This window comes from Parabacteroides sp. AF18-52 (assembly GCF_003479145.1).
In the GTDB taxonomy this organism is placed as follows: Bacteria; Bacteroidota; Bacteroidia; order Bacteroidales; family Tannerellaceae; genus Parabacteroides; species Parabacteroides faecis.
Genome location: NZ_QUGR01000016.1, coordinates 1 through 18,479 on the forward strand (window position 1 = coordinate 1; position 18,479 = coordinate 18,479).

The following is an 18,479-nucleotide window of genomic DNA, read 5'->3' on the forward strand; positions in this document are numbered from 1 at the left end:
GATATCTTGACTGTAGGAATACCACCGTCTTCAATTCGTACGCTACGACGCACATAATTACCTCTAGCATAACTACCATACAGAATAATATACTCCGCCTGAGGTAATCTTTTCAGTATCTCTTTAACCAGAAATCCCAAATCGTCCTGTTTATCTTTCGGCAGATAAGCTATCGAGTCTTTCATTATGCTTGATTATGTACAACATTAAACACACAAATGTATAAAAAAAGCCGGATTGACTTAATCTTTTTGATTCTAAATCATATATTTGCATTACGTTCCTGTTGTTATTTGTTTTGTCCACCAGTAGAAAACAAATAAGCCTATATAATACAGGTAATTAAAATATCATAGTATTAATAGAAGCTTGATTCTTCCGGATCAGGTATAAAAAGGAACGTATTCATATGGACAATAATAATATAATTGGTATAAAAAGCTATTACTATCTACTGCAACAAATTACTTCTTTATTAGATCTGTCATTACCAGAAATCAGACAGAAATATAGAAACTATCCATATTGCTTAATTGACTATTTCGAAAAAGATGTGGAAGAAAAATCGATTGAGATACGATTTGACCAGGAAGAGTTTACGATAACCTGTCTTTTTAGCGATGAAGGTAAATGCCAGTCCGTATATTTATTCCCTGATAAGAATGAATATGTAACAAAATTCATTTCTTATCTGGAGATAACCCAGAGCTATGACTATGTAAAAAATAGATGGACAGCACCCAGTTGTTATATAAAAGCGGAAGCAATCAGCCATTTACCCTGTGATATTTGCCTGATGTTTTATAATTAATTGCATAGCCCTAAACAATAAAGGACTACCCCAAAAGCCTCTTTATACTTTTTTACAGGCACGGATTATACGGATTTGACAAATTGTTTATTGATCAGAACAATGAAATCTGTGTAATCCGTACTTGAGTTATATTATTATGAAGGACTCACAAATATCAAACTGTCAATTCAACCCACCTATGAAAAAGCTGTACGGGAGAGAATCAACACCTGTTGCCTTTTATGCCACTGTCAGCAACTTAAGAAATAACATAACCACCTTGCTCTAATCAAACAAAACAGCATTATGCCACCTATATCAAATAAAACAAAACAATCGATCAAATATTTATCGTACATACCACATATTGTCAATTTACTTACAACACTCATTCACCATGTTATAGAACAAAAAAATGTTATTCAACATGCTTTTATACTACAAAATTACTTCTAAAAAGGCCAAAATCAACATTCATTAACAAATAATTTTCCTTTAAATAAATCTCCATCTCGTTTAAAATGAAAAAAAACTCGTTTTAAACGAGATGTAAAATCCTTTTAAACGAATTACAAAAGTCATATATCTAAAGAATATTGTTAAATATTGTACTCAGCACTCTTCTATAATACCAATTTAGCACAACATACAAGTCACAAAAAAGTCTATAATAAAATCTTTCTATTGAAAAGAGAAGTAATATTATTTCATTTTGTCAAATCCCACAATTTTACTTCAAAAGTCCGTGTTGCCATCTTATCATCGAAATGACCCATGAGCAAAATTTCCTGAATATTAAATAAGCAACAGGAGAATAAAGTAGTAACTTTATTGCCAGGGAATAGTTTAGAACAAATGAAGAGAGAATACATATGATTGAATCCAAAAACGTCGATAAAGCAGATACTACTATCGGCAAGATTCTGACCGACAGATTGATTATACGGTTAGCAAACCCAGATGATGCGGAAGAAATATACGCTTACCGCTCTGATACTATTGAAAACCAATATCAGGGCTGGTTCCCCGAATCTGAGGAGGAAGTTCGTAGCTATATAACCAATATGCCGGAGATTATAGATATAGCCGACATATGTTTTCAATTTGCCATTCTAACCAAGAATGAAAACCGTCTGATCGGGGATATGGGAATAATCTTCACGGGACATGAAAGAATGCAGGTAGAGGTCGGTTGTACGTTGAATAAAACTTTTCAAGGCAAAGGATATGCCACCGAAGCATTAACGGCAATGGTAAATTATTTTTTCATAACGCTAAAGAAACATCGTATTGTAGCATCTATTGATCCAAGAAACACCGCCTCTATCCGACTTATCGAACAATTGGGATTCAGGAAAGAAGCTCATTTCAAAGAGAGTTATTTCCTTCGTGGCGAATGGGTAGACGATATTATTTATGCCATGCTCGATAAAGATTGGGCTAACAAATAGATTGACAACAACATCACCTCCTTCAAATGCTCTTATCTGTTTCAACATACGGACTACACAATCATAAGCAACAGAATGAGTTATTAAAGCCTGTTCCTCTACATAGTCATAGTAAATATTCAATACATCTTTTTCAAAATGTGGTTTTAGATATACTTGCCGAAGCCTCCACTATTGAAAAATCATATCTTTGTAAATATAAACGGATTACAATATGGTGAACTTCAATGAATACATAAATGAGATTGACTTCTCAGAATTTGAAAAGTACTTTTTGGAAAAGGGAAAGTCTATTGAGATTAAAAAGAAGGATTATTTTGTTAGACAAAATGAACCATGTAAGTATGTGGGATTTGTCGAAAGTGGTCTTTTTAGATATACTCGTATTAATACTGTCGGTAACGAATCTATTGTCGGTTATAGTTTTACCGAAGAGTTTGTGTGTGATTACCCATCACTGATTAAGCATATGGGATCATTAACTAATATTCAAGCTGTTACAGATTGTTCTGTATGTGTGTTATCTATGAAAGAACTGAATGATTTTTGGGAAACAAACATAAATACTCAACGTTTTGGTAGATTGGTTGCAGAAGAAATATTTGTAGAAATGTATCAACGGCTACTTGGCTTTTATTGTGAGACAGCAGAGCAGCGTTATGTTGCGCTACTAAAACGCTGTACAAACCTCCCTCAGCATATTACTTTAAAAGAGATAGCCTCGTTTCTTAGTGTGACACCTGAAACCGTCAGCCATATACGGAGAAAACTACGGCAAAAATGAAAGTCTTGAAGTATTTCAAGCTTTTTTTATTCATGTTCTCTAATTTTGCAGGTAGTATTATTCCTTGAATTATTATCAATTAAAATATAGTTACATGAAAAATTTATTCAGAACATTTGTAATACTATTTTTGGCAATCGCATCTACTTCTTGCAGTAATAATAATGATTTTAGATTTGACTCTGAATCATTGAAACAGACGACATGGGAGGGAGTTAATCTCGTAACCGATGGAGATAAAATTCTAAGGACAATAAATATTGAGATGCAATTCTTTGATACACAGAATGGTCAATATATTCTTCGGGAAGACGGATTCGGAACCGAGGTCTATGAGTTTAACTATTCCATTGAAGGTAAAATCATGAATATAGAGGACGGACCTCTTTTTAGTAAACGTACTATTTTAGAATTTAGTAAAGATAAAATGGTATTAGAAGCACTTAATTCATATAAATCGACACTTACCTTAAATCGACGATATTAACGAAACTGTTTATCGCCAATTATTACTACCATTTGATAATTAAAGGAAATCATAAGCAAGGGGGAACTTGCTCTCAAATGGGAGTAAAGTATCCCTTTGCTTGTTTTCGGAAGTTCGTAAATCCTCAATATCAATCTCATTATTAATCATTTAGAAATTAAAAACAACGAATAGATTAACAAAGATGAGCCACCGAAGCATTGACGACAGTGGTAAATTATTTTTGTTAATGTAGCATCTATTGATGAAAATATTTATTTCAATCTTATTTGTGTATCAATCTCTCAACTCCACTAGGTGTTGTTAAGAAATCATCTGGAGTAAGTATCGTTTCCGACCTCTTTAATATTCTGTCTAAAGCTGTCTGTATTTTCGTTAAAGAAGAACGGATTAACTCTGTCACACATAAATACCCTCCTTTTCAATTCGATTTTTCAAAAAGGAATCCATTTGGTCACGCAATCGGACAATATCAACATTACAACCGAACAGGTTTTGTAAATCTTCTTTTATATGAACTAAAGCAAACATATTTGGTTTTGAAGTCTCCAGATAAACATCAACATCACTATCCTCTGTTTGCTCTCCTCTGGCGACAGAGCCAAATATCCCCATACGAATAATGCTATATTTAGAAGCGTTCTTCGCCATATAATCACGCAAGATGTTTACATATTCAGCCGTTGATTTCATATCTTCTTAATCATTTGATACAAAAATACGTGTTCAAATGGAAAAATCAAATAGGATTACTCACAAATCACTTTTTTGCCTTCCTATTTATTAGTACCTAATCCCCGATTTAGCACCTGAAAAGTATTATTTCGACCTGATTTATCTATTTCAGATAGAAGGAAGAAGATGCTGTAATCACTTAATAAACAGTATATAACAAAAAAATCCCTCCGAACGAATTCAGAAGGATTTTGCATTTTGTGCGGCTGAAGGGACTCGAACCCCCACGCCGTGAAGCACCAGATCCTAAGTCTGGCGTGGCTACCAATTACACCACAGCCGCATTTGGTTTGCGGTGCAAAGGTAAGTCTTTTTTATTAATTTGCAAGTATTTCAGTGGAGATTTTATTTTTGTTAGGTTCCGGTTAATCGGCTGTAGATAAAATATGCTCGATAGCAGCCTCAATAATAGTATCTTTCCCCTTTTTCATATCCTCTTCGGTCATGGATACTTTTTCATCCGGTTCAATGCCAAACTCTGTATGCTTTTTGTCTGCATCCAGTATGGGACAGGCAGAAAAACGGATACTCCACCCAATAGGCAGCTCCGAGCTGAACGGGAAGCCGCTACCACCTCCGGTACAATCTCCCATAACTGTTACATGAGGTAATAAACGCATGATACTCACTAAATTATTCGTAGCGCTGTAACACTGGCGATTCGTTAGAACAATCACCGGCTTAGTCCAACGAAGCCTGTCGGAAGGCGAAAGATACAGAGGATAGGGAGAGGAGAAATCCGTATGGCCGTTACCCGTTTTATAAGTGACATAACCGGTCAGTATCTTTTCCTCCAGAAAACGTTGGGTGATACGGTCGGAATTAGACATGGCTCCTCCTCCATTATTACGTACGTCCAGAATCAGACCCCTACAATCTTTAAAATGAATGAACATGTTATCCAGATTACTCTCGCCGACTCCACTGGAGAAATTACCATAATATACATAGCCAACCTGATCGTTGGACAGACGCTTGTATTTCAATCCTCCGGCAATTTTATAATCTGTCCCCAGATAATTCTTTTGTATCTCTGCATTGAAATTCGCCGGATAATCTTCATACCAGGCCCAATAACGCGCCACATCAAAGGAAGAGAACAGATTGGTATGCCCGTCTTTCAATTCTGCCAACATCTTACCCAAGACTTCAAACAGGTCATACTGGCTCATCGTCTCATTGATCTGCACGCTGTAACGGTCGTGCACCTCATCCCAATCGATATCCTTAAATTCAAAAAAACAATAGTTCTCATCCAGGATCTGCCAGAGAGCCTCGAAGTTATCGCGGGGAGAAGGGTTATATTTATCCGCCTTTTCGCAAGCCGAAAAAAGAATACCGACCAACAACAAATAATATATGATGCGTAACTTCATCTTCCGTTCTTAATAGTAGGCACTGCTGTACTCATGCGTCTTTTTCAGGCGCTTTCCTCCAAAAGAAACAAACTCTTTCACCAGCCCGATCATAAATGAATTGGATAGTACATGCGTTTTAACCCCGTTTACATCTGTCCGGTACATACTGTTCAGATAACCCGCCCGGACAGTAAAATTCGCTACTGGGAAATCGAAAGTAAAGTAATTCCTCATCGCGAATTTATTATGGAGCGAACTGAATTTGATCACGCCACCACGGTCTCCCTGACTAAGATAATAATAAGGTTGCCCTTTATGGATAGCGAACAAAGCACCGATAAAAGGTATCTCCATCTGGTAACGGAAAGTTATGGGATAATTCCTGATTTTAAAACCATAAATACCCATAGCAGAAAAGTTCAGATCCAGATCGGCCTTTCCCGAAGCCGGGTTATTACTGTTACGGGTATTGTAGATAAAACCACCCGACAAGCGCGCCGAAGCACCGGCAAGCACTTTCAGGTTCGGTACTATATTCGTAAAACGATAATGATATCCAAGCGAGTAATCCACGAAGCCGATATAATCAGTCGCAACATCGGCTGCATTCCGGGTGGAGGCAAACTCGACATTAAGGAATTGTTGCCGCGAGACATTGTAATTCGCCAGGCGGACAACCTTCATCCGTTCGTTCAATATCCTCAGTCCCCACCCCGTATATTTAGTTTCTATTCCGGGAGTCAGATACGTATCCATTACATTATACCCACCCACTCCGATCATCGTTGCCTCATTCACTGACCGCGGAATATCATCCTCCTCACTTTCGTCCGTCTGGGCCGCTAAGGGAAACACCAGACAAGAGAACAAAATCATCAGAGAGGCAACCGTCTTCATAGGCTATTCGTCAAAGAGTTTCATCTGCCCGGTTATCTCGTCTATAATATCCGAATCACTTTCATTCTGTCCGGCATCATTATTATCAGGAGTTTCTCCGTTATCTCCGCCCGGTTGTTCCGCCGGGGCAAAGCGGGTTGGCTCCAGTTCGTTGACCGTCTCCACATCAAATGTAGAGATACGTTTTCCTTTCGCCTTGAAACCTTTCACGCCGATAAACTCTTCGGCATCCAATACCATCGGTTCACGGAAATCGTCATGCCCGCCGAATACCACTTCAATACGCGGATACGTCTCATCCGTAAGCAGCAATAAACGGCTTTTCGGATTCTCACCCAGGAAGTTCTGTTTCTTACTTCCGGCTTCCAGCACAAAACGTTTCAGATAAGGATATTTCTGGTCAGCATCATACAAAGCCGCCGTCCAGACTTTATTGGAATTGAATTTCTCTATAATCTGTATATTGTCGTCGTAATGGTTACTCAAATCGAAGTTCGTCGTATAGAAATCACCATTACGCAAGATCACCAGGATCAAGTCGTCACTCTGGAATTCACCCAGTTCATCACCACGGCCGTCATAGTTCAGACGCAGCACATCCCAGTCGAACCAAACCTGACGTCCTCCAAGTGTAGAGCTACCTTTTTGTTTCAGGCTGATCTTGTGAACATCCGCTTTCGTCAGGATATTACCCATCGAACCACGTCCTTTAATGGCAATCTCACTGAAATCCTTTTCAAAGACAAGCAACTTCTGGCGTGGCTTCGGCTTCAGAATCACTTTAACTGTTTCGGCCTCTCCATTCGGATTCGCACTGAAATACAGTACACGTGAACCTTCCGTTCCTTTAGTTACGTCATATTCCTTATCACGGGTCACTCCGGTCACGGCAAAACGTTTGATGTAATTAAATCCGACTTTTCCGTCGCGGTAAATAACATTATAGATGGTTCGGGTATCGTTCCGTTTGAAGACATTCACATACAAAACGTCTTTCCCGACAAACATCTTGTCGCTGACCTTTACGATCTTATAAGTTCCGTTCCGGTAGAACAGGATGATATCGTCTATGTCCGAACAATTACAAACATATTCGTCCTTTTTAAGGCTCATACCCATGAAACCTTCCGCACGGTTAATATATAACTTTTCGTTCGCTTCCACCACCTTCGTTGCTTCGATTGTATCGAAGTTGCGCACTTCGGTCATACGCGGATAGTTCTTGCCGTATTTTTCTTTCAACATGGTAAACCAGTTGATCGTATACTCGACAATGTTATCCAGATGGTGATTGATACGCTCTATTTCTTCGCGAATCTGAGCGATCAGGGCATTACTCTTTTCCGAGTTGAATTTCAGGATACGTCCCATCTTGATCTCCATCAGTTTGAGGATATCATCGCGAGTCACTTCCCGGATAAAATCAGGCTTGAACGGAGTCAGGCGCAAGTCGATATGAGCAACCGCCTCATCCATATCTTTGGAGTTTTCAAACTCGGCATCTTTATAGATACGCTCTTCAATGAAGATTTTTTCAAGAGAGGCGAAGAACAAGGTTTCTTCCTGCTCGGCCTTCTGGATCTGAAGTTCCGTACGCAGCAGATGCAGCGTATCGTCTGCCGAATGGCGCAACACATCACTAACCTTCAGAAAGTGAGGCTTGTTGTCCATGATCACACAGCAGTTGGGCGAAATACTGATCTCGCAATCGGTAAAGGCATACAGCGCATCGATCGTTTTATCCGAGGAAACGCCCGGAGCCAGGTGCACAAGAATCTCTACATCCTTTGCCGTATTATCGTCTACCTTCCTGATCTTGATCTTACCCTTGTCGTTTGCTTTCAGGATCGACTCGATCAGGGAAGAGGTTGTTCTTCCGTAAGGAATTTCACTGATAACCAAAGTTTTGTTATCCAGCTTCGTAATTTTGGAACGTACTTTTACCGAGCCACCCCGTTCGCCGTCATTATATTTAGAGACATCGATATAGCCACCTGTCTGGAAGTCCGGATATAAAGCAAATTCCTCCCCTTTCAGATAAGCGATTGAGGCATCCAGCAATTCATTAAAATTGTGCGGAAGTATTTTAGAAGAAAGACCGACAGCAATCCCTTCCACACCCTGGGCCAGCAACAACGGGAATTTCACCGGCAAAGTGACCGGTTCCTTGTTACGTCCGTCATAGGAGAGTTGCCAAAGGGTTGTCTTTGGGTTGAATACCGTTTCAAGAGCAAATTTAGAAAGACGCGCTTCGATATAACGGGGAGCGGCAGCACCGTCACCGGTCAGAATATTACCCCAGTTCCCCTGACAGTCGATCAACAGGTCTTTTTGCCCTAGTTGTACCAGCGCATCGCCGATAGACTGGTCTCCGTGAGGATGGAACTGCATGGTATGCCCCACGATATTAGCGACTTTATTATACCGGCCGTCATCCAATCGCCTCATCGAGTGAAGGATACGACGCTGTACCGGTTTCAGTCCGTCATTAATATGCGGCACGGCACGTTCAAGGATTACGTACGAAGCGTAATCCAAAAACCAATCCTGATACATCCCTGACAGATGATAGGACACACGGCCTTCGCCCTTCCCGGGTATTTTATATTCCGAATGTGTAGCAGCATCAGATTGCCCGTTTTCCTGAGAATCTGTATTTGTTTGCTCTATTTCCTCGTTTTCGTTTTCCTCTGTGAATTCTTCAATATCCTCTGGTTTCATATACTTATATGGTGCTCTTTCTTCTTTTTCAGCCTCTAACCGGAAAACAATTTCCAGCGTGTAAATATACGAAATATTGGCGAGATAATAAAAAAGCATTCCAGTTTCAGTGAGATATCTGATTTCTGGCTATATTTGCTCCCTCAAAATTACATTCATGCTCACACTCGATAAGATATATCAGGCATCTTTTGCCCTGAAAACGGTTATCCGTCGCACAGACTTGATCAGTGCACCAAATATCAATCCGGAGTCACATATTTATCTGAAACCGGAGAACTTACAGATCACAGGATCATTTAAAGTCCGTGGCGCCTGCTTCAAAATTTCACAACTTACAGAAGAAGAGAAGGCAAAAGGTGTTGTAGCCTGCTCTGCCGGCAACCACGCCCAGGGAGTTGCATTGGCTGCGACCACTCACGGTATCAAATCCCTTATCTGTTTGCCGGATAATGCTCCGATCTCTAAAATAGAAGCCACCAAATGGTATGGAGCAGATGTCTGCCTGGTGGAAGGCGTATATGACGATGCTTACCAGAAGGCGTTGAAATTAAGAGATGAAAAGGGATACACCTTCGTCCATCCTTTCGACGATGAAGACGTTATTGCCGGACAAGGTACAATCGGACTGGAATTACTGGAACAGCTACCGGAACTGGATGCTGTGATCGTACCGATCGGTGGTGGCGGACTGATCTCCGGGGTGGCTTTTGCAATCAAGCATTTGAATCCGAACGTAAAAATATACGGTGTACAGGCCAGTGGTGCCCCAAGTATGCTGAACTCGATCGAACATAACAAAATTGAGCGTATGGGGTTCGTCCGTACCATAGCCGACGGCATTGCCGTGAAGGAACCGGGCGAGCATACCTTCGAGTATTGCCGTAAGTATGTGGATGAAATCGTTACGGTCAATGACGACGAGATATCGACAGCGATCCTGGCATTGATCGAACAGCATAAACTAATTGCAGAAGGTGCCGGTGCGGTAGCTGTAGCCGCTGCGATGTTCAATAAAGTTCCCATCAAAGGGAAAAAGGCGATCTGCCTGGTTTCGGGCGGTAACATCGACGTTACGATCCTGTCACGCGTTATCGGACGTGGTTTACAGAAATCCGGCCGTTCCTATACCATGACTATCGAACTGGTAGATAAACCCGGACAGTTGCAACATGTCTCCGAGATCATTGCCCGTACAGGAGCGAATGTAGTATCCGTTCACCATGAACGGGTCAGCCATACAGCCGACATCAACGGTTGTTATCTCCGTCTGGAAATGGAAACCCGCAACCAGGAACATATCGACCAGATACAGTACACGTTGACGGCAGCAGGGTATAAAATCATTCCGGGGTAAAATAATCAGGCAGGATCAATCGATCCTGCCTGATTATTTTAGTAGATGCTATTGTTTTTCTTTTTAAAAACCAAGATTAATACCTTCTTTAAGGATCAGCGCCTTCTGTTCCTCAGATAGTTGATTCTTAGAAATTGGAGCATCCTGTTTACGAGTTTGCTTTTGATTAATATCACCAAACAAAGTCCAGTTACGAGTAGATCCGGATTTTGGTTCCTGCGCCTTTACATCATAACGAGTAAAATCGATAATCTGTTCTTTTTGCGTATTCAAATCCTTTAAAATAGCCAATCTGAAACTTTTATTCATATACCAATAAATCTCTTTATCAGCGTCAGAACCGCCAATTCCAGAACCTTTTTCATAAAACCGATAATCAAAGTTATTCTCTTTATATTCAGATCTCCACAACAATCCAAATTCACCCTGAGTAATAAATTTAACTTCCGGCCAACGATTCCGAATTTCCTGCAACCATTTTGTCAGTCCTTTTGTATCGATATCCAAAGAGAGTTCCCAACAATTTGTCACCCATGCAAAACCATTTCTCTTGAAACCATCATCAAAGTGAATTGCAGTTGAGTGCATCATCTCTTGTAAACCTTTATCATACCCGTGAGCTCGCAATGTCTCGATCGGACCGACTCCCATACGACTGTTAAATCCATCTGCAAAACCTTCACGACGGGCAGCTAAAAAATCCATTGTCCAACCATCCAGATTCACACAATCGACAAAATCCTCTTTTCCCTGAGCCGGTTTACAGAAATGTTCTATAGAAGGATAAAACGGATAACTAACCGCCCCGTCACCATCCTGGTTGTCGATTGCATATTGACTCCAAATATTCCCCTGACAAACATGAACACCCTCTTTTTCAGCTAAATATTGCTGATTCTTGGCAGACAAAAAACCGGCAACAATACTATTGGGCCTGTACGAATCGCCTACAATTTCCGATACACGTTGTAAGCCTTCATGCAAATCCTTATTAACCTGTTCCGTTGAATTATACGCATTTGCAAAATAAGCACCCGGAATAAAAGTAATCTCATCACCATATTTATGATGATAATCCACCACCAACTGACGAATTTTCTGATAATTGGCAGTCGTGTCATGCAAAGCCAACCAGCTAAATGCCCATGTTATCTTAGAACCGGGAAAACCTTTTTCAATCGCATCACGGAACTGTATTACTCTTTCAGGTGTATGCCATGCCCGTTCATCCTCTCCAACACTTTTATCTCTGGTCACTTCAATCTGATTGACTCGGATAATCGTATTAAATGTTAGAAAACGATTCTCTTTTAAAGTAAGTTTAGATTGATCAGCATCCACTGAACTATAAGAAGTTCCTTCCGCACATATATTATTCGACACAAATGATGCGAATAAGCAACAGAAAAGTATAGTTTTTATGTTTTTCATATGTTATTAAAATAATTCCGGATAATACTTTTTAATCAATGCCTGATCCTCTGAATCCAAAGCATTCAACTCTTTAGGTTCATCCTGCGGGCGAAGATTCTTTTGGTTGATTCTGTTTATCAAACTCCAGTCCCGAACCGGATGTTCAGGCGAGGGATCTTTCGGTTCTTCAGCAGGTAAATCATAACGAGTAAAATCAATCACCAAAGTAGGAGATTTCTTGTTATGCCAGTCACGCAACAATGCCAAACGAAATTCCTTGTTCATAAACCAACGGATTTCCAGATTATTATAAGAATCGCCTAGACCGGAACCTCTTTCAATGAATTTATAATTCCAATCGTCATTCGACTTATATTCGGCTCTCCATAATTCACCAAATTCACCATAAGTTACAAAATGAACATCCGGCCAACGTCTTTTTGTATCACCGACCCATTTTTCTAAAGCTCCGCAAATCAAATCTTTACCGAACTCATAATACATCTGTGTTTCCCAGATATTAGTAACCCATCCAAAACCATTCAGCTCCATTCCCTTGTCAAAATGAATAGATTGCGTATGCATTACTTCACGATGTCCTAAATCCAACCCCCAACCTTTATACGTTTCGATCGGTCCGACACCACGACGACTATTATAGCCTGTAATTTCATGTCCGCTCTGTCCTGCACGACGGGCACAGATAAAATCCATTGTCCAACCATCCAGATTGACACAATCGATAAAATCATTCTTCCCCTGAGCCGGTTTACAGAAATGTTCAGTAGATGGATAAAACGGATAAGAAGGTGAGCCATCAGCCCCACCACCATCAATACTATGCTGGCTCCAAATAACGGCATGGGCTACATGGATATTTTCTTTTTCAGCCAAATACTTCAAATTATCTGCAGAAAGGAATCCCCCCATAATACATTTAGGACGATAACCATGACCAACCATATTCGAAATAATCTGAATGGCTTCCGACATTTCACGGTTGATACGTTCGCGGGGTAAATACATGGCAGGAAAATAACCTGGAAAATAAGAGATTTCATCACCATACCTCTTTTGACATTCCACCACATATTCACGAATTTCACAATAATTTTTGCGCTGGTCTTCCAATGCATTCAATGTAAATCCCCATGTCAAACGACCATCCGGATTATTTTTAGCAAATGATTCACGCAAATCACGAATCGATTCAAGTGTATGCCAGTCCACCTCATCACGCGGATGCAGCTTGACATCTCTAGATACTTCCCAAGGTGTAGTTCGGATCATGAAACATAATGTCACAAACCGACTCCCATTCAGTTGCATTGGTTTTACAGATATTTCCGATACCACGGGTGTCTCAGCCTTCACCTCAACAACAAAAGTCGACAGACATATCCCAACCAATGCGACCAAACAGCCTTTTAACAAGTTTTTAGTTGTTATATTTTTCATTCTACAAAACTAAAACAAATCAAATTACCAACCAGGATTATTCGGTGCCAAATTCGGATTTAAGAATAGTTCATCCAAAGGCAATGAATAATAGTAATGCTTCGGAGTTTCAAAGTGACGATTTTCGGCTGGTTCTACAATTAAAAAACCATCCTTATCCGTCAAACCCGGATTACCATCGTTCAGTACATTTAGATTTTCATATTCAGAACCTTTCAGCTTAATACCACGAAGAGCTTCAGTTAATTCTTTTTCGGCAGTTTTCCAACGTCTCAAATCATCCCGCCTGAAACCTTCGAATGCCAACTCTATAGTACGTTCACAACGAATCTCTGTCTGCATATCTAAACCATTACTTGTGACAAAAGCATTTGTTAACGGAGGCATCTCCACTCCTTTACGAGACCTGATAACATTGATCGTCTTATTCAATAACTCATCACTAATCGCTCCCTCCTTTTCAAAAGTAGCCTCTGCCAAAATCAACAGTACTTCCGGGTATCTGATAATATGATAGTCGAAAGCATCCTTGTCCGATGGATTTGAGGTTTCCGCCATAAATTTGTATAATTTATATCCTGTACGAGTTTCAGGACGCACTGTAAATGAAGCTGTACAAGAATCTGTTCCGATCTGCGGACTCCAATAAATGGTTTTAGGCATAAGAAATGTTTGTTTCATACGCGGATCCCGATTTTCATATTCACTTTCAATTGTCGCATAACCTTTAAATTCGGAATCAGCATTCTCAATCGGTAAACCGGTACTTTTGCATCGGTACATATCTGCCAATTTCTTCGTCGGCGTACCTCTCCAACCCCAATAAACAGAATGGGCTGTCCCATGATAGCGAATATCTTCATAATAGCGGCTATCCAAAATACCTTCCGGAGAATCATCGCCAGCATCGATAAACAAATAACGATAACTTTCATCCCCGGAACCTTCATATAACGCATACTCTTTACTGTCAACGACTTTTTGCGCTGCATCAATCGCCTGCTGTAATAATTGCTGATAGTCTGAACGATGTTGCTGATATTTTGCCCAGGTTCCGGCGAACAATGCCACTCTTGCTTTCAAAGCCAGAGCTGCCCCCTGCGTGACACGCCCTTTTTCTTCGGATGTTAATTCACTCTGCAATGGTAACGACTGCCAGACAGCATCTAACTCCGACAAAATAAAGTTCTCGACTTCTTCCTGAGTGTTACGACTACCATATAACTCCGAAGACTCGACATCCAGCACTTTCGTCAAAATAGGTACATCATTGAATTTTTTCATCAAACGCCAATGCGTGTAAGCTCTAAAAAAACGTGCCTCAGCCACATAGCGTTCTATCTCAGCCTGATCCCCTTCATATAGCGCTGCCTTTTCAATAATTATATTACAATGGCGCAAATCTTCAAAACGATCAGACCAGTCTGTATCACTATTCGGTGCTATCAATGTCCCGTTACTTGTTGTATTCTCACTCATCTCATAACCAATATCACTATCCGTATCCTTGGTATCGAATGATTCCGTACGGGAATATAGCCAATTTGCTTCTTTCATAAAATCCTCCGGAGTTTTCCAATAAAGCTCGTCAGGCAAATTGTCTTTAGGTAACAAATCTATATCCTGGCAGCCGGAAAATAATAAAGTCGCAGAGATTAAGCCTCCCAATAATATTTTATATTTCTTCATGATCTTTTGATTTTTATTTTTTAAAATACAACATTGACCCCAAAAGAGTAATTACGGGCAAAAGGATAAGATGTAATTTTACCATCTTCTTCCGGATCCCAACCTCCTGGTGTATTATGAATTTCAAACAAATCCTCACCGGAAAAATAAACACGAAGCTTTTGTAATCCGATCTTGGCAGTAACAGATGAAGGAATAGTATATCCTAACTGCAAATTCTTCAAACGAGCATATCCTACATTATGTTTTGTGTTCGTAGAATAATAATAATTATAACCTCGCTTACTTGTCGACGTAATCGCAGGATACTGTGCATCCGTCCTTTCTGCCGTCCATGTTTTCCCATACCAATAGGCTGCCGACTGGAACCATGCTTCTGCCATTGGCTTGCTTGCCTCACCTTCCAGGAACATAGTTCTACGACCAACTCCCTGGATAAATGCACTGAAATCAAACCCTTTATATGCTGCGCTCAGATTCATACCGAAATTGTATCGTGGATTCTTATCACCCAAATACTTCACGTCACCGCTCCCTTCTTTACCATCGCCCAAAACAGAAAGTTTTCCATCGCCATCCAGATCTTTATATTTAGCATCACCAACACTTAAATCTCCGGGAATACCACCATTCGGGAAACGGGCAATATAATCTTTCAACTCCTGCTCATTCTGGATAATGCCATCAAACTCATATCCGAAAAAAGAATTTAGCGGATAGTCGGTCGGAGTTTCATTCAGTCCTAACTTGATCAAATTACTGCCGACTCTTTCTACCACCTGGTTACGAGCATCACTCAAATTAAAACGGACAGAATAACTGAAGTCATTTATTTGATCTCTCCAACCCAGTGCAACCTCCCAACCTCTAATACTCAAATGTCCGCTGTTCGTACTCGGCGCATCAGCTCCTAACATGGAAGGATACGTTTTCGGTATCAACATATTCTTATTTTCTTTCCAGAAATAATCAAACGATCCATACAGACGGTTTTTCAATGTTGCAAAATCCAAACCTATATTTGTCGTCTGGATAGTTTCCCATGTACGGGATGTCGAAACAATATTACCGGACTTTGCCATCTGCCCTTTTGTTCCGCCACCAAATGGATAATAATCGCTACTCAAAGAAATCAACTGGATATAATCATATAAGCCAATACCGGACTGATTACCCATCTCACCATAAGAAGCTCTCACCTTCAAGTCATCAAACAGATTCAAATTTTTCATAAAACCTTCTTCACCAAGCCTCCAGGCAGCATTCACTCCCGGAAAATATCCCCAGCGATGATCCGGATCAAATCTGGAGCTACCATCTGCACGAAGTGTTCCTTCAATAATATATCTGTTCTTAAACGTATAATTTACTCTCGAGAAGAAAGAATTGATCGTCCATGCATTGCCTTCACTCCACGCCGATTGATTTTCAGAACCACCCAATTGTAAAGACATGTTCTCCTGCTGATCAAAATTAATACGTTTAGCAGTGAACTTATCATAATTCTGAGATTCATGAGAAGTTCCCACCATTACGCTCAGGTCATGTAAATCGTTGAAATTCTTTTTATAATCAGCATATAATGTGAAATTCTTCGACAATGTTTTCGAATAACGGCGTTCTGCATTATTCGGTGTACGGGCAGTTCTATGATTTACATCTTCCCAATTACGGCTATAAATAATTTTATTTGTCACATTCTCATCAAAGTCATATTTACGGATAACAGCTTGTCCTACCAGATCCAAACCATCAATAACATTCCAACGAAGCTGATTATTCACAGTGACATTCCCTGTCGTTTTACTAGCCATACCACCTTCTTCCAAAACCTGGGCCGGGTTATCAAATCCTTCAAATGTATAAAAATTTCCAGCCGGATTACGTAATGGCGCCCATGAACGAGTTTTATAAATCAACTCCCATATATTCTGTCCCTCCGTTAAGCCTGAAGAATAATCCCGATTACTTGCTTCATAAGCAAGATTAAGGTCATAAGTCAAATTCTTAAAGATTTCAATACTGGATTTTGCACGAACAAAATAGCGCTTGTTGAGGTCTTTCCCGAATTTAGGTAATCCCTCTTCACGTTGATGTCCTAAAGAAACCAAATAAGAATATCTTTCACCACCACCGGAAATATTTACATTATAATTCTGCATATTACCATTCCCGATAACTATATCGTTCCAATCCTGGTTTTTAAAAAACTTAGGATAAATATTACCCCAACGCCCCCATTCTACTCCAGTCAATATCTGATCACTATTTTGCCTGATCAATTCCAAATCTTCTTTTGTATATTCAATAGGGAAAGAACCATCCGTTATTTCCAATGCCATTTCTGCATGTTGCAGCAAACTGGCTGTCTTCTTTAGCAGAGCAGGAGTCTTCACTGAATAATAAGCATCAAAACTAACTGTAGTTTTCTGATTGCGCTTACCACTTTTTGTTGTGATTAAAACAACACCATCGGATGCACGCGCTCCATAAATAGCAGCTGTACCATCTTTCAATACAGATACATTTTCGATATCAGAAGGATTAATCAAATTAATATCACCTTCCGCACCATCAATCAGGACAAGTGGAGTACCACCATTAATAGAAGACACATCACGAATCTTCATCGTTGTTTCCGCCCCCGGGGCACCACCTCCGGAACGAGTAATCGTCAAACCCGGAACTTCACCCTGCAAAGCTGTCACTGCGTTTTGAACAGGACGAGCTTCAAATGCTTTGGCATCCGCTGTAGCAACAGCACCACCTAGATTTGCTCTTTTCACAGTACCGTAACCAACAACAACAACTTCCTCTAAAGCTTGAGTATCTTCTTTGAGTACTATATTCAAACTCGTTTGTTGCTTTACTTTAACCTCCTGAGTTAAATATCCTATATAAGAAATGGAAATAACTGTTTCCGAAGGTACATCCAGCAAAAAGCTACCATTAATATCTGTAATAGTACCCAAAGTTGTACCTTTAGTCGAAACATTTGCTCCAATAATAGGCTCTCCATTTGTATCTGTAACTTTCCCGGTAATCCGGATAATTTTATCTGCTGAGTTACTTTTTGTAATAATTATTTGATCATCTTGATAGGAAGCTTTTTGTTCCTTTGCATTCCCGGCCAGGCAGGAAAACAGTAAAACAGTTAAAACTAACAGACTGATTTTATTTTTATTATAATCTGATAGTATTAGAAAAGTTAATTTCATATCTTTGTTTTATTAAAAGTGAAACTTTATTTTAATAGCATTATTAATGTGGGATCCTTTTGATGTCAAAAACCGGGAAGAAAGGTCGCAAACTTTGATCTTCCTGGTTTTCTTTTTT

General features: G+C 39.9%; 13 protein-coding genes, 1 tRNA gene and 1 pseudogene. 5 read left to right on the top strand and 10 right to left on the bottom strand.

All coding sequences use genetic code 11. The features are described from left to right. Positions 1 to 185: pseudogene (locus DWX23_RS19895) on the bottom strand (DNA-binding protein); the annotation flags it as partial. A gap of 224 nt (positions 186 to 409) precedes the next feature. On the opposite strand from DWX23_RS19895, the gene DWX23_RS19900 reads away from it, so the two are divergent. The 4 genes from DWX23_RS19900 (at position 410) to DWX23_RS19915 (ending at position 3,515) form a co-directional block, all read left to right on the top strand. Continuing rightward, positions 410 to 811 (top strand): hypothetical protein, encoded by a 402-nt coding sequence (locus DWX23_RS19900; protein WP_122375751.1) that lies wholly within the window; start codon positions 410 to 412, stop codon positions 809 to 811. An 854-nt stretch (positions 812 to 1,665) separates the two neighbouring features. Beyond that, positions 1,666 to 2,244, top strand: coding sequence for a GNAT family N-acetyltransferase (locus DWX23_RS19905; RefSeq protein WP_122375752.1), 579 nt, complete (start codon positions 1,666 to 1,668; stop codon positions 2,242 to 2,244). A 214-nt stretch (positions 2,245 to 2,458) separates the two neighbouring features. After that, positions 2,459 to 3,028 carry a Crp/Fnr family transcriptional regulator gene (locus DWX23_RS19910; RefSeq protein ID WP_122375753.1) on the top strand — a complete coding sequence of 190 codons (570 nt, stop codon included), beginning with the start codon at positions 2,459 to 2,461 and terminating at the stop codon, positions 3,026 to 3,028. A 94-nt stretch (positions 3,029 to 3,122) separates the two neighbouring features. Further along, entirely contained in the window at positions 3,123 to 3,515 is a 393-nt protein-coding gene (locus DWX23_RS19915) for a hypothetical protein (RefSeq protein WP_122353204.1), read from the top strand. 399 nt (positions 3,516 to 3,914) lie between these two features. Here the strand turns inward: DWX23_RS19915 and DWX23_RS19925 are convergent, their stop codons facing one another. The 5 genes from DWX23_RS19925 to DWX23_RS19945 form a co-directional block, all read right to left on the bottom strand. Beyond that, positions 3,915 to 4,208 (bottom strand): nucleotidyltransferase family protein, encoded by a 294-nt coding sequence (locus DWX23_RS19925; RefSeq protein ID WP_122353205.1) that lies wholly within the window; start codon positions 4,206 to 4,208, stop codon positions 3,915 to 3,917. 243 nt (positions 4,209 to 4,451) lie between these two features. Further along, positions 4,452 to 4,533, bottom strand: a tRNA-Leu gene (locus tag DWX23_RS19930). A gap of 82 nt (positions 4,534 to 4,615) precedes the next feature. After that, positions 4,616 to 5,626, bottom strand: a complete 1,011-nt coding sequence (locus DWX23_RS19935; RefSeq protein WP_122375754.1) for a S41 family peptidase — start codon at positions 5,624 to 5,626, stop codon at positions 4,616 to 4,618. Positions 5,627 to 5,635: 9 nt separating this feature from the next. Further along, positions 5,636 to 6,505 (bottom strand): DUF3316 domain-containing protein, encoded by an 870-nt coding sequence (locus tag DWX23_RS19940; protein WP_122353207.1) that lies wholly within the window; start codon positions 6,503 to 6,505, stop codon positions 5,636 to 5,638. 3 nt (positions 6,506 to 6,508) lie between these two features. Then, entirely contained in the window at positions 6,509 to 9,106 is a 2,598-nt protein-coding gene (locus tag DWX23_RS19945) for a DNA gyrase/topoisomerase IV subunit A (RefSeq protein WP_370449256.1), read from the bottom strand. Positions 9,107 to 9,383: 277 nt separating this feature from the next. Between DWX23_RS19945 and ilvA the strand changes: the two genes are divergently transcribed. Further along, positions 9,384 to 10,583 (top strand): threonine ammonia-lyase, encoded by a 1,200-nt coding sequence (gene ilvA, locus DWX23_RS19950; RefSeq protein WP_122353208.1) that lies wholly within the window; start codon positions 9,384 to 9,386, stop codon positions 10,581 to 10,583. Between the two features lie 63 nt (positions 10,584 to 10,646). Here the strand turns inward: ilvA and DWX23_RS19955 are convergent, their stop codons facing one another. Genes DWX23_RS19955 through DWX23_RS19970 form a run of 4 tightly spaced genes read right to left on the bottom strand, consistent with a single transcriptional unit; the run spans position 10,647 to position 18,361 of the window. Beyond that, positions 10,647 to 12,014, bottom strand: a complete 1,368-nt coding sequence (locus tag DWX23_RS19955; protein ID WP_122375755.1) for a DUF3863 domain-containing protein — start codon at positions 12,012 to 12,014, stop codon at positions 10,647 to 10,649. 6 nt (positions 12,015 to 12,020) lie between these two features. Beyond that, positions 12,021 to 13,454, bottom strand: coding sequence for a DUF3863 domain-containing protein (locus DWX23_RS19960; protein ID WP_122375756.1), 1,434 nt, complete (start codon positions 13,452 to 13,454; stop codon positions 12,021 to 12,023). Between the two features lie 24 nt (positions 13,455 to 13,478). After that, positions 13,479 to 15,143, bottom strand: coding sequence for a RagB/SusD family nutrient uptake outer membrane protein (locus DWX23_RS19965; RefSeq protein ID WP_122375757.1), 1,665 nt, complete (start codon positions 15,141 to 15,143; stop codon positions 13,479 to 13,481). Positions 15,144 to 15,163: 20 nt separating this feature from the next. Next, a complete protein-coding gene (locus DWX23_RS19970) occupies positions 15,164 to 18,361 on the bottom strand; it encodes a TonB-dependent receptor (RefSeq protein WP_233587697.1) in 3,198 nt (1,065 codons plus the stop codon). Positions 18,362 to 18,479 lie beyond the last annotated feature (118 nt).

Excerpts from the sequence above, each read along its gene's own strand:
- DWX23_RS19900 (WP_122375751.1), top strand. The coding sequence starts at position 410 with ATGGACAATAATAATATAATTGGTATAAAAAGCTATTACTATCTACTG.
- DWX23_RS19905 (WP_122375752.1), top strand. The coding sequence starts at position 1,666 with ATGATTGAATCCAAAAACGTCGATAAAGCAGATACTACTATCGGCAAG.
- DWX23_RS19910 (WP_122375753.1), top strand. The coding sequence starts at position 2,459 with ATGGTGAACTTCAATGAATACATAAATGAGATTGACTTCTCAGAATTT.
- DWX23_RS19915 (WP_122353204.1), top strand. The coding sequence starts at position 3,123 with ATGAAAAATTTATTCAGAACATTTGTAATACTATTTTTGGCAATCGCA.
- DWX23_RS19925 (WP_122353205.1), bottom strand. The coding sequence starts at position 4,208 with ATGAAATCAACGGCTGAATATGTAAACATCTTGCGTGATTATATGGCG.
- DWX23_RS19935 (WP_122375754.1), bottom strand. The coding sequence starts at position 5,626 with ATGAAGTTACGCATCATATATTATTTGTTGTTGGTCGGTATTCTTTTT.
- DWX23_RS19940 (WP_122353207.1), bottom strand. The coding sequence starts at position 6,505 with ATGAAGACGGTTGCCTCTCTGATGATTTTGTTCTCTTGTCTGGTGTTT.
- ilvA (WP_122353208.1), top strand. The coding sequence starts at position 9,384 with ATGCTCACACTCGATAAGATATATCAGGCATCTTTTGCCCTGAAAACG.
- DWX23_RS19955 (WP_122375755.1), bottom strand. The coding sequence starts at position 12,014 with ATGAAAAACATAAAAACTATACTTTTCTGTTGCTTATTCGCATCATTT.
- DWX23_RS19960 (WP_122375756.1), bottom strand. The coding sequence starts at position 13,454 with ATGAAAAATATAACAACTAAAAACTTGTTAAAAGGCTGTTTGGTCGCA.
- DWX23_RS19965 (WP_122375757.1), bottom strand. The coding sequence starts at position 15,143 with ATGAAGAAATATAAAATATTATTGGGAGGCTTAATCTCTGCGACTTTA.
- DWX23_RS19970 (WP_233587697.1), bottom strand. The coding sequence starts at position 18,361 with ATGAAATTAACTTTTCTAATACTATCAGATTATAATAAAAATAAAATC.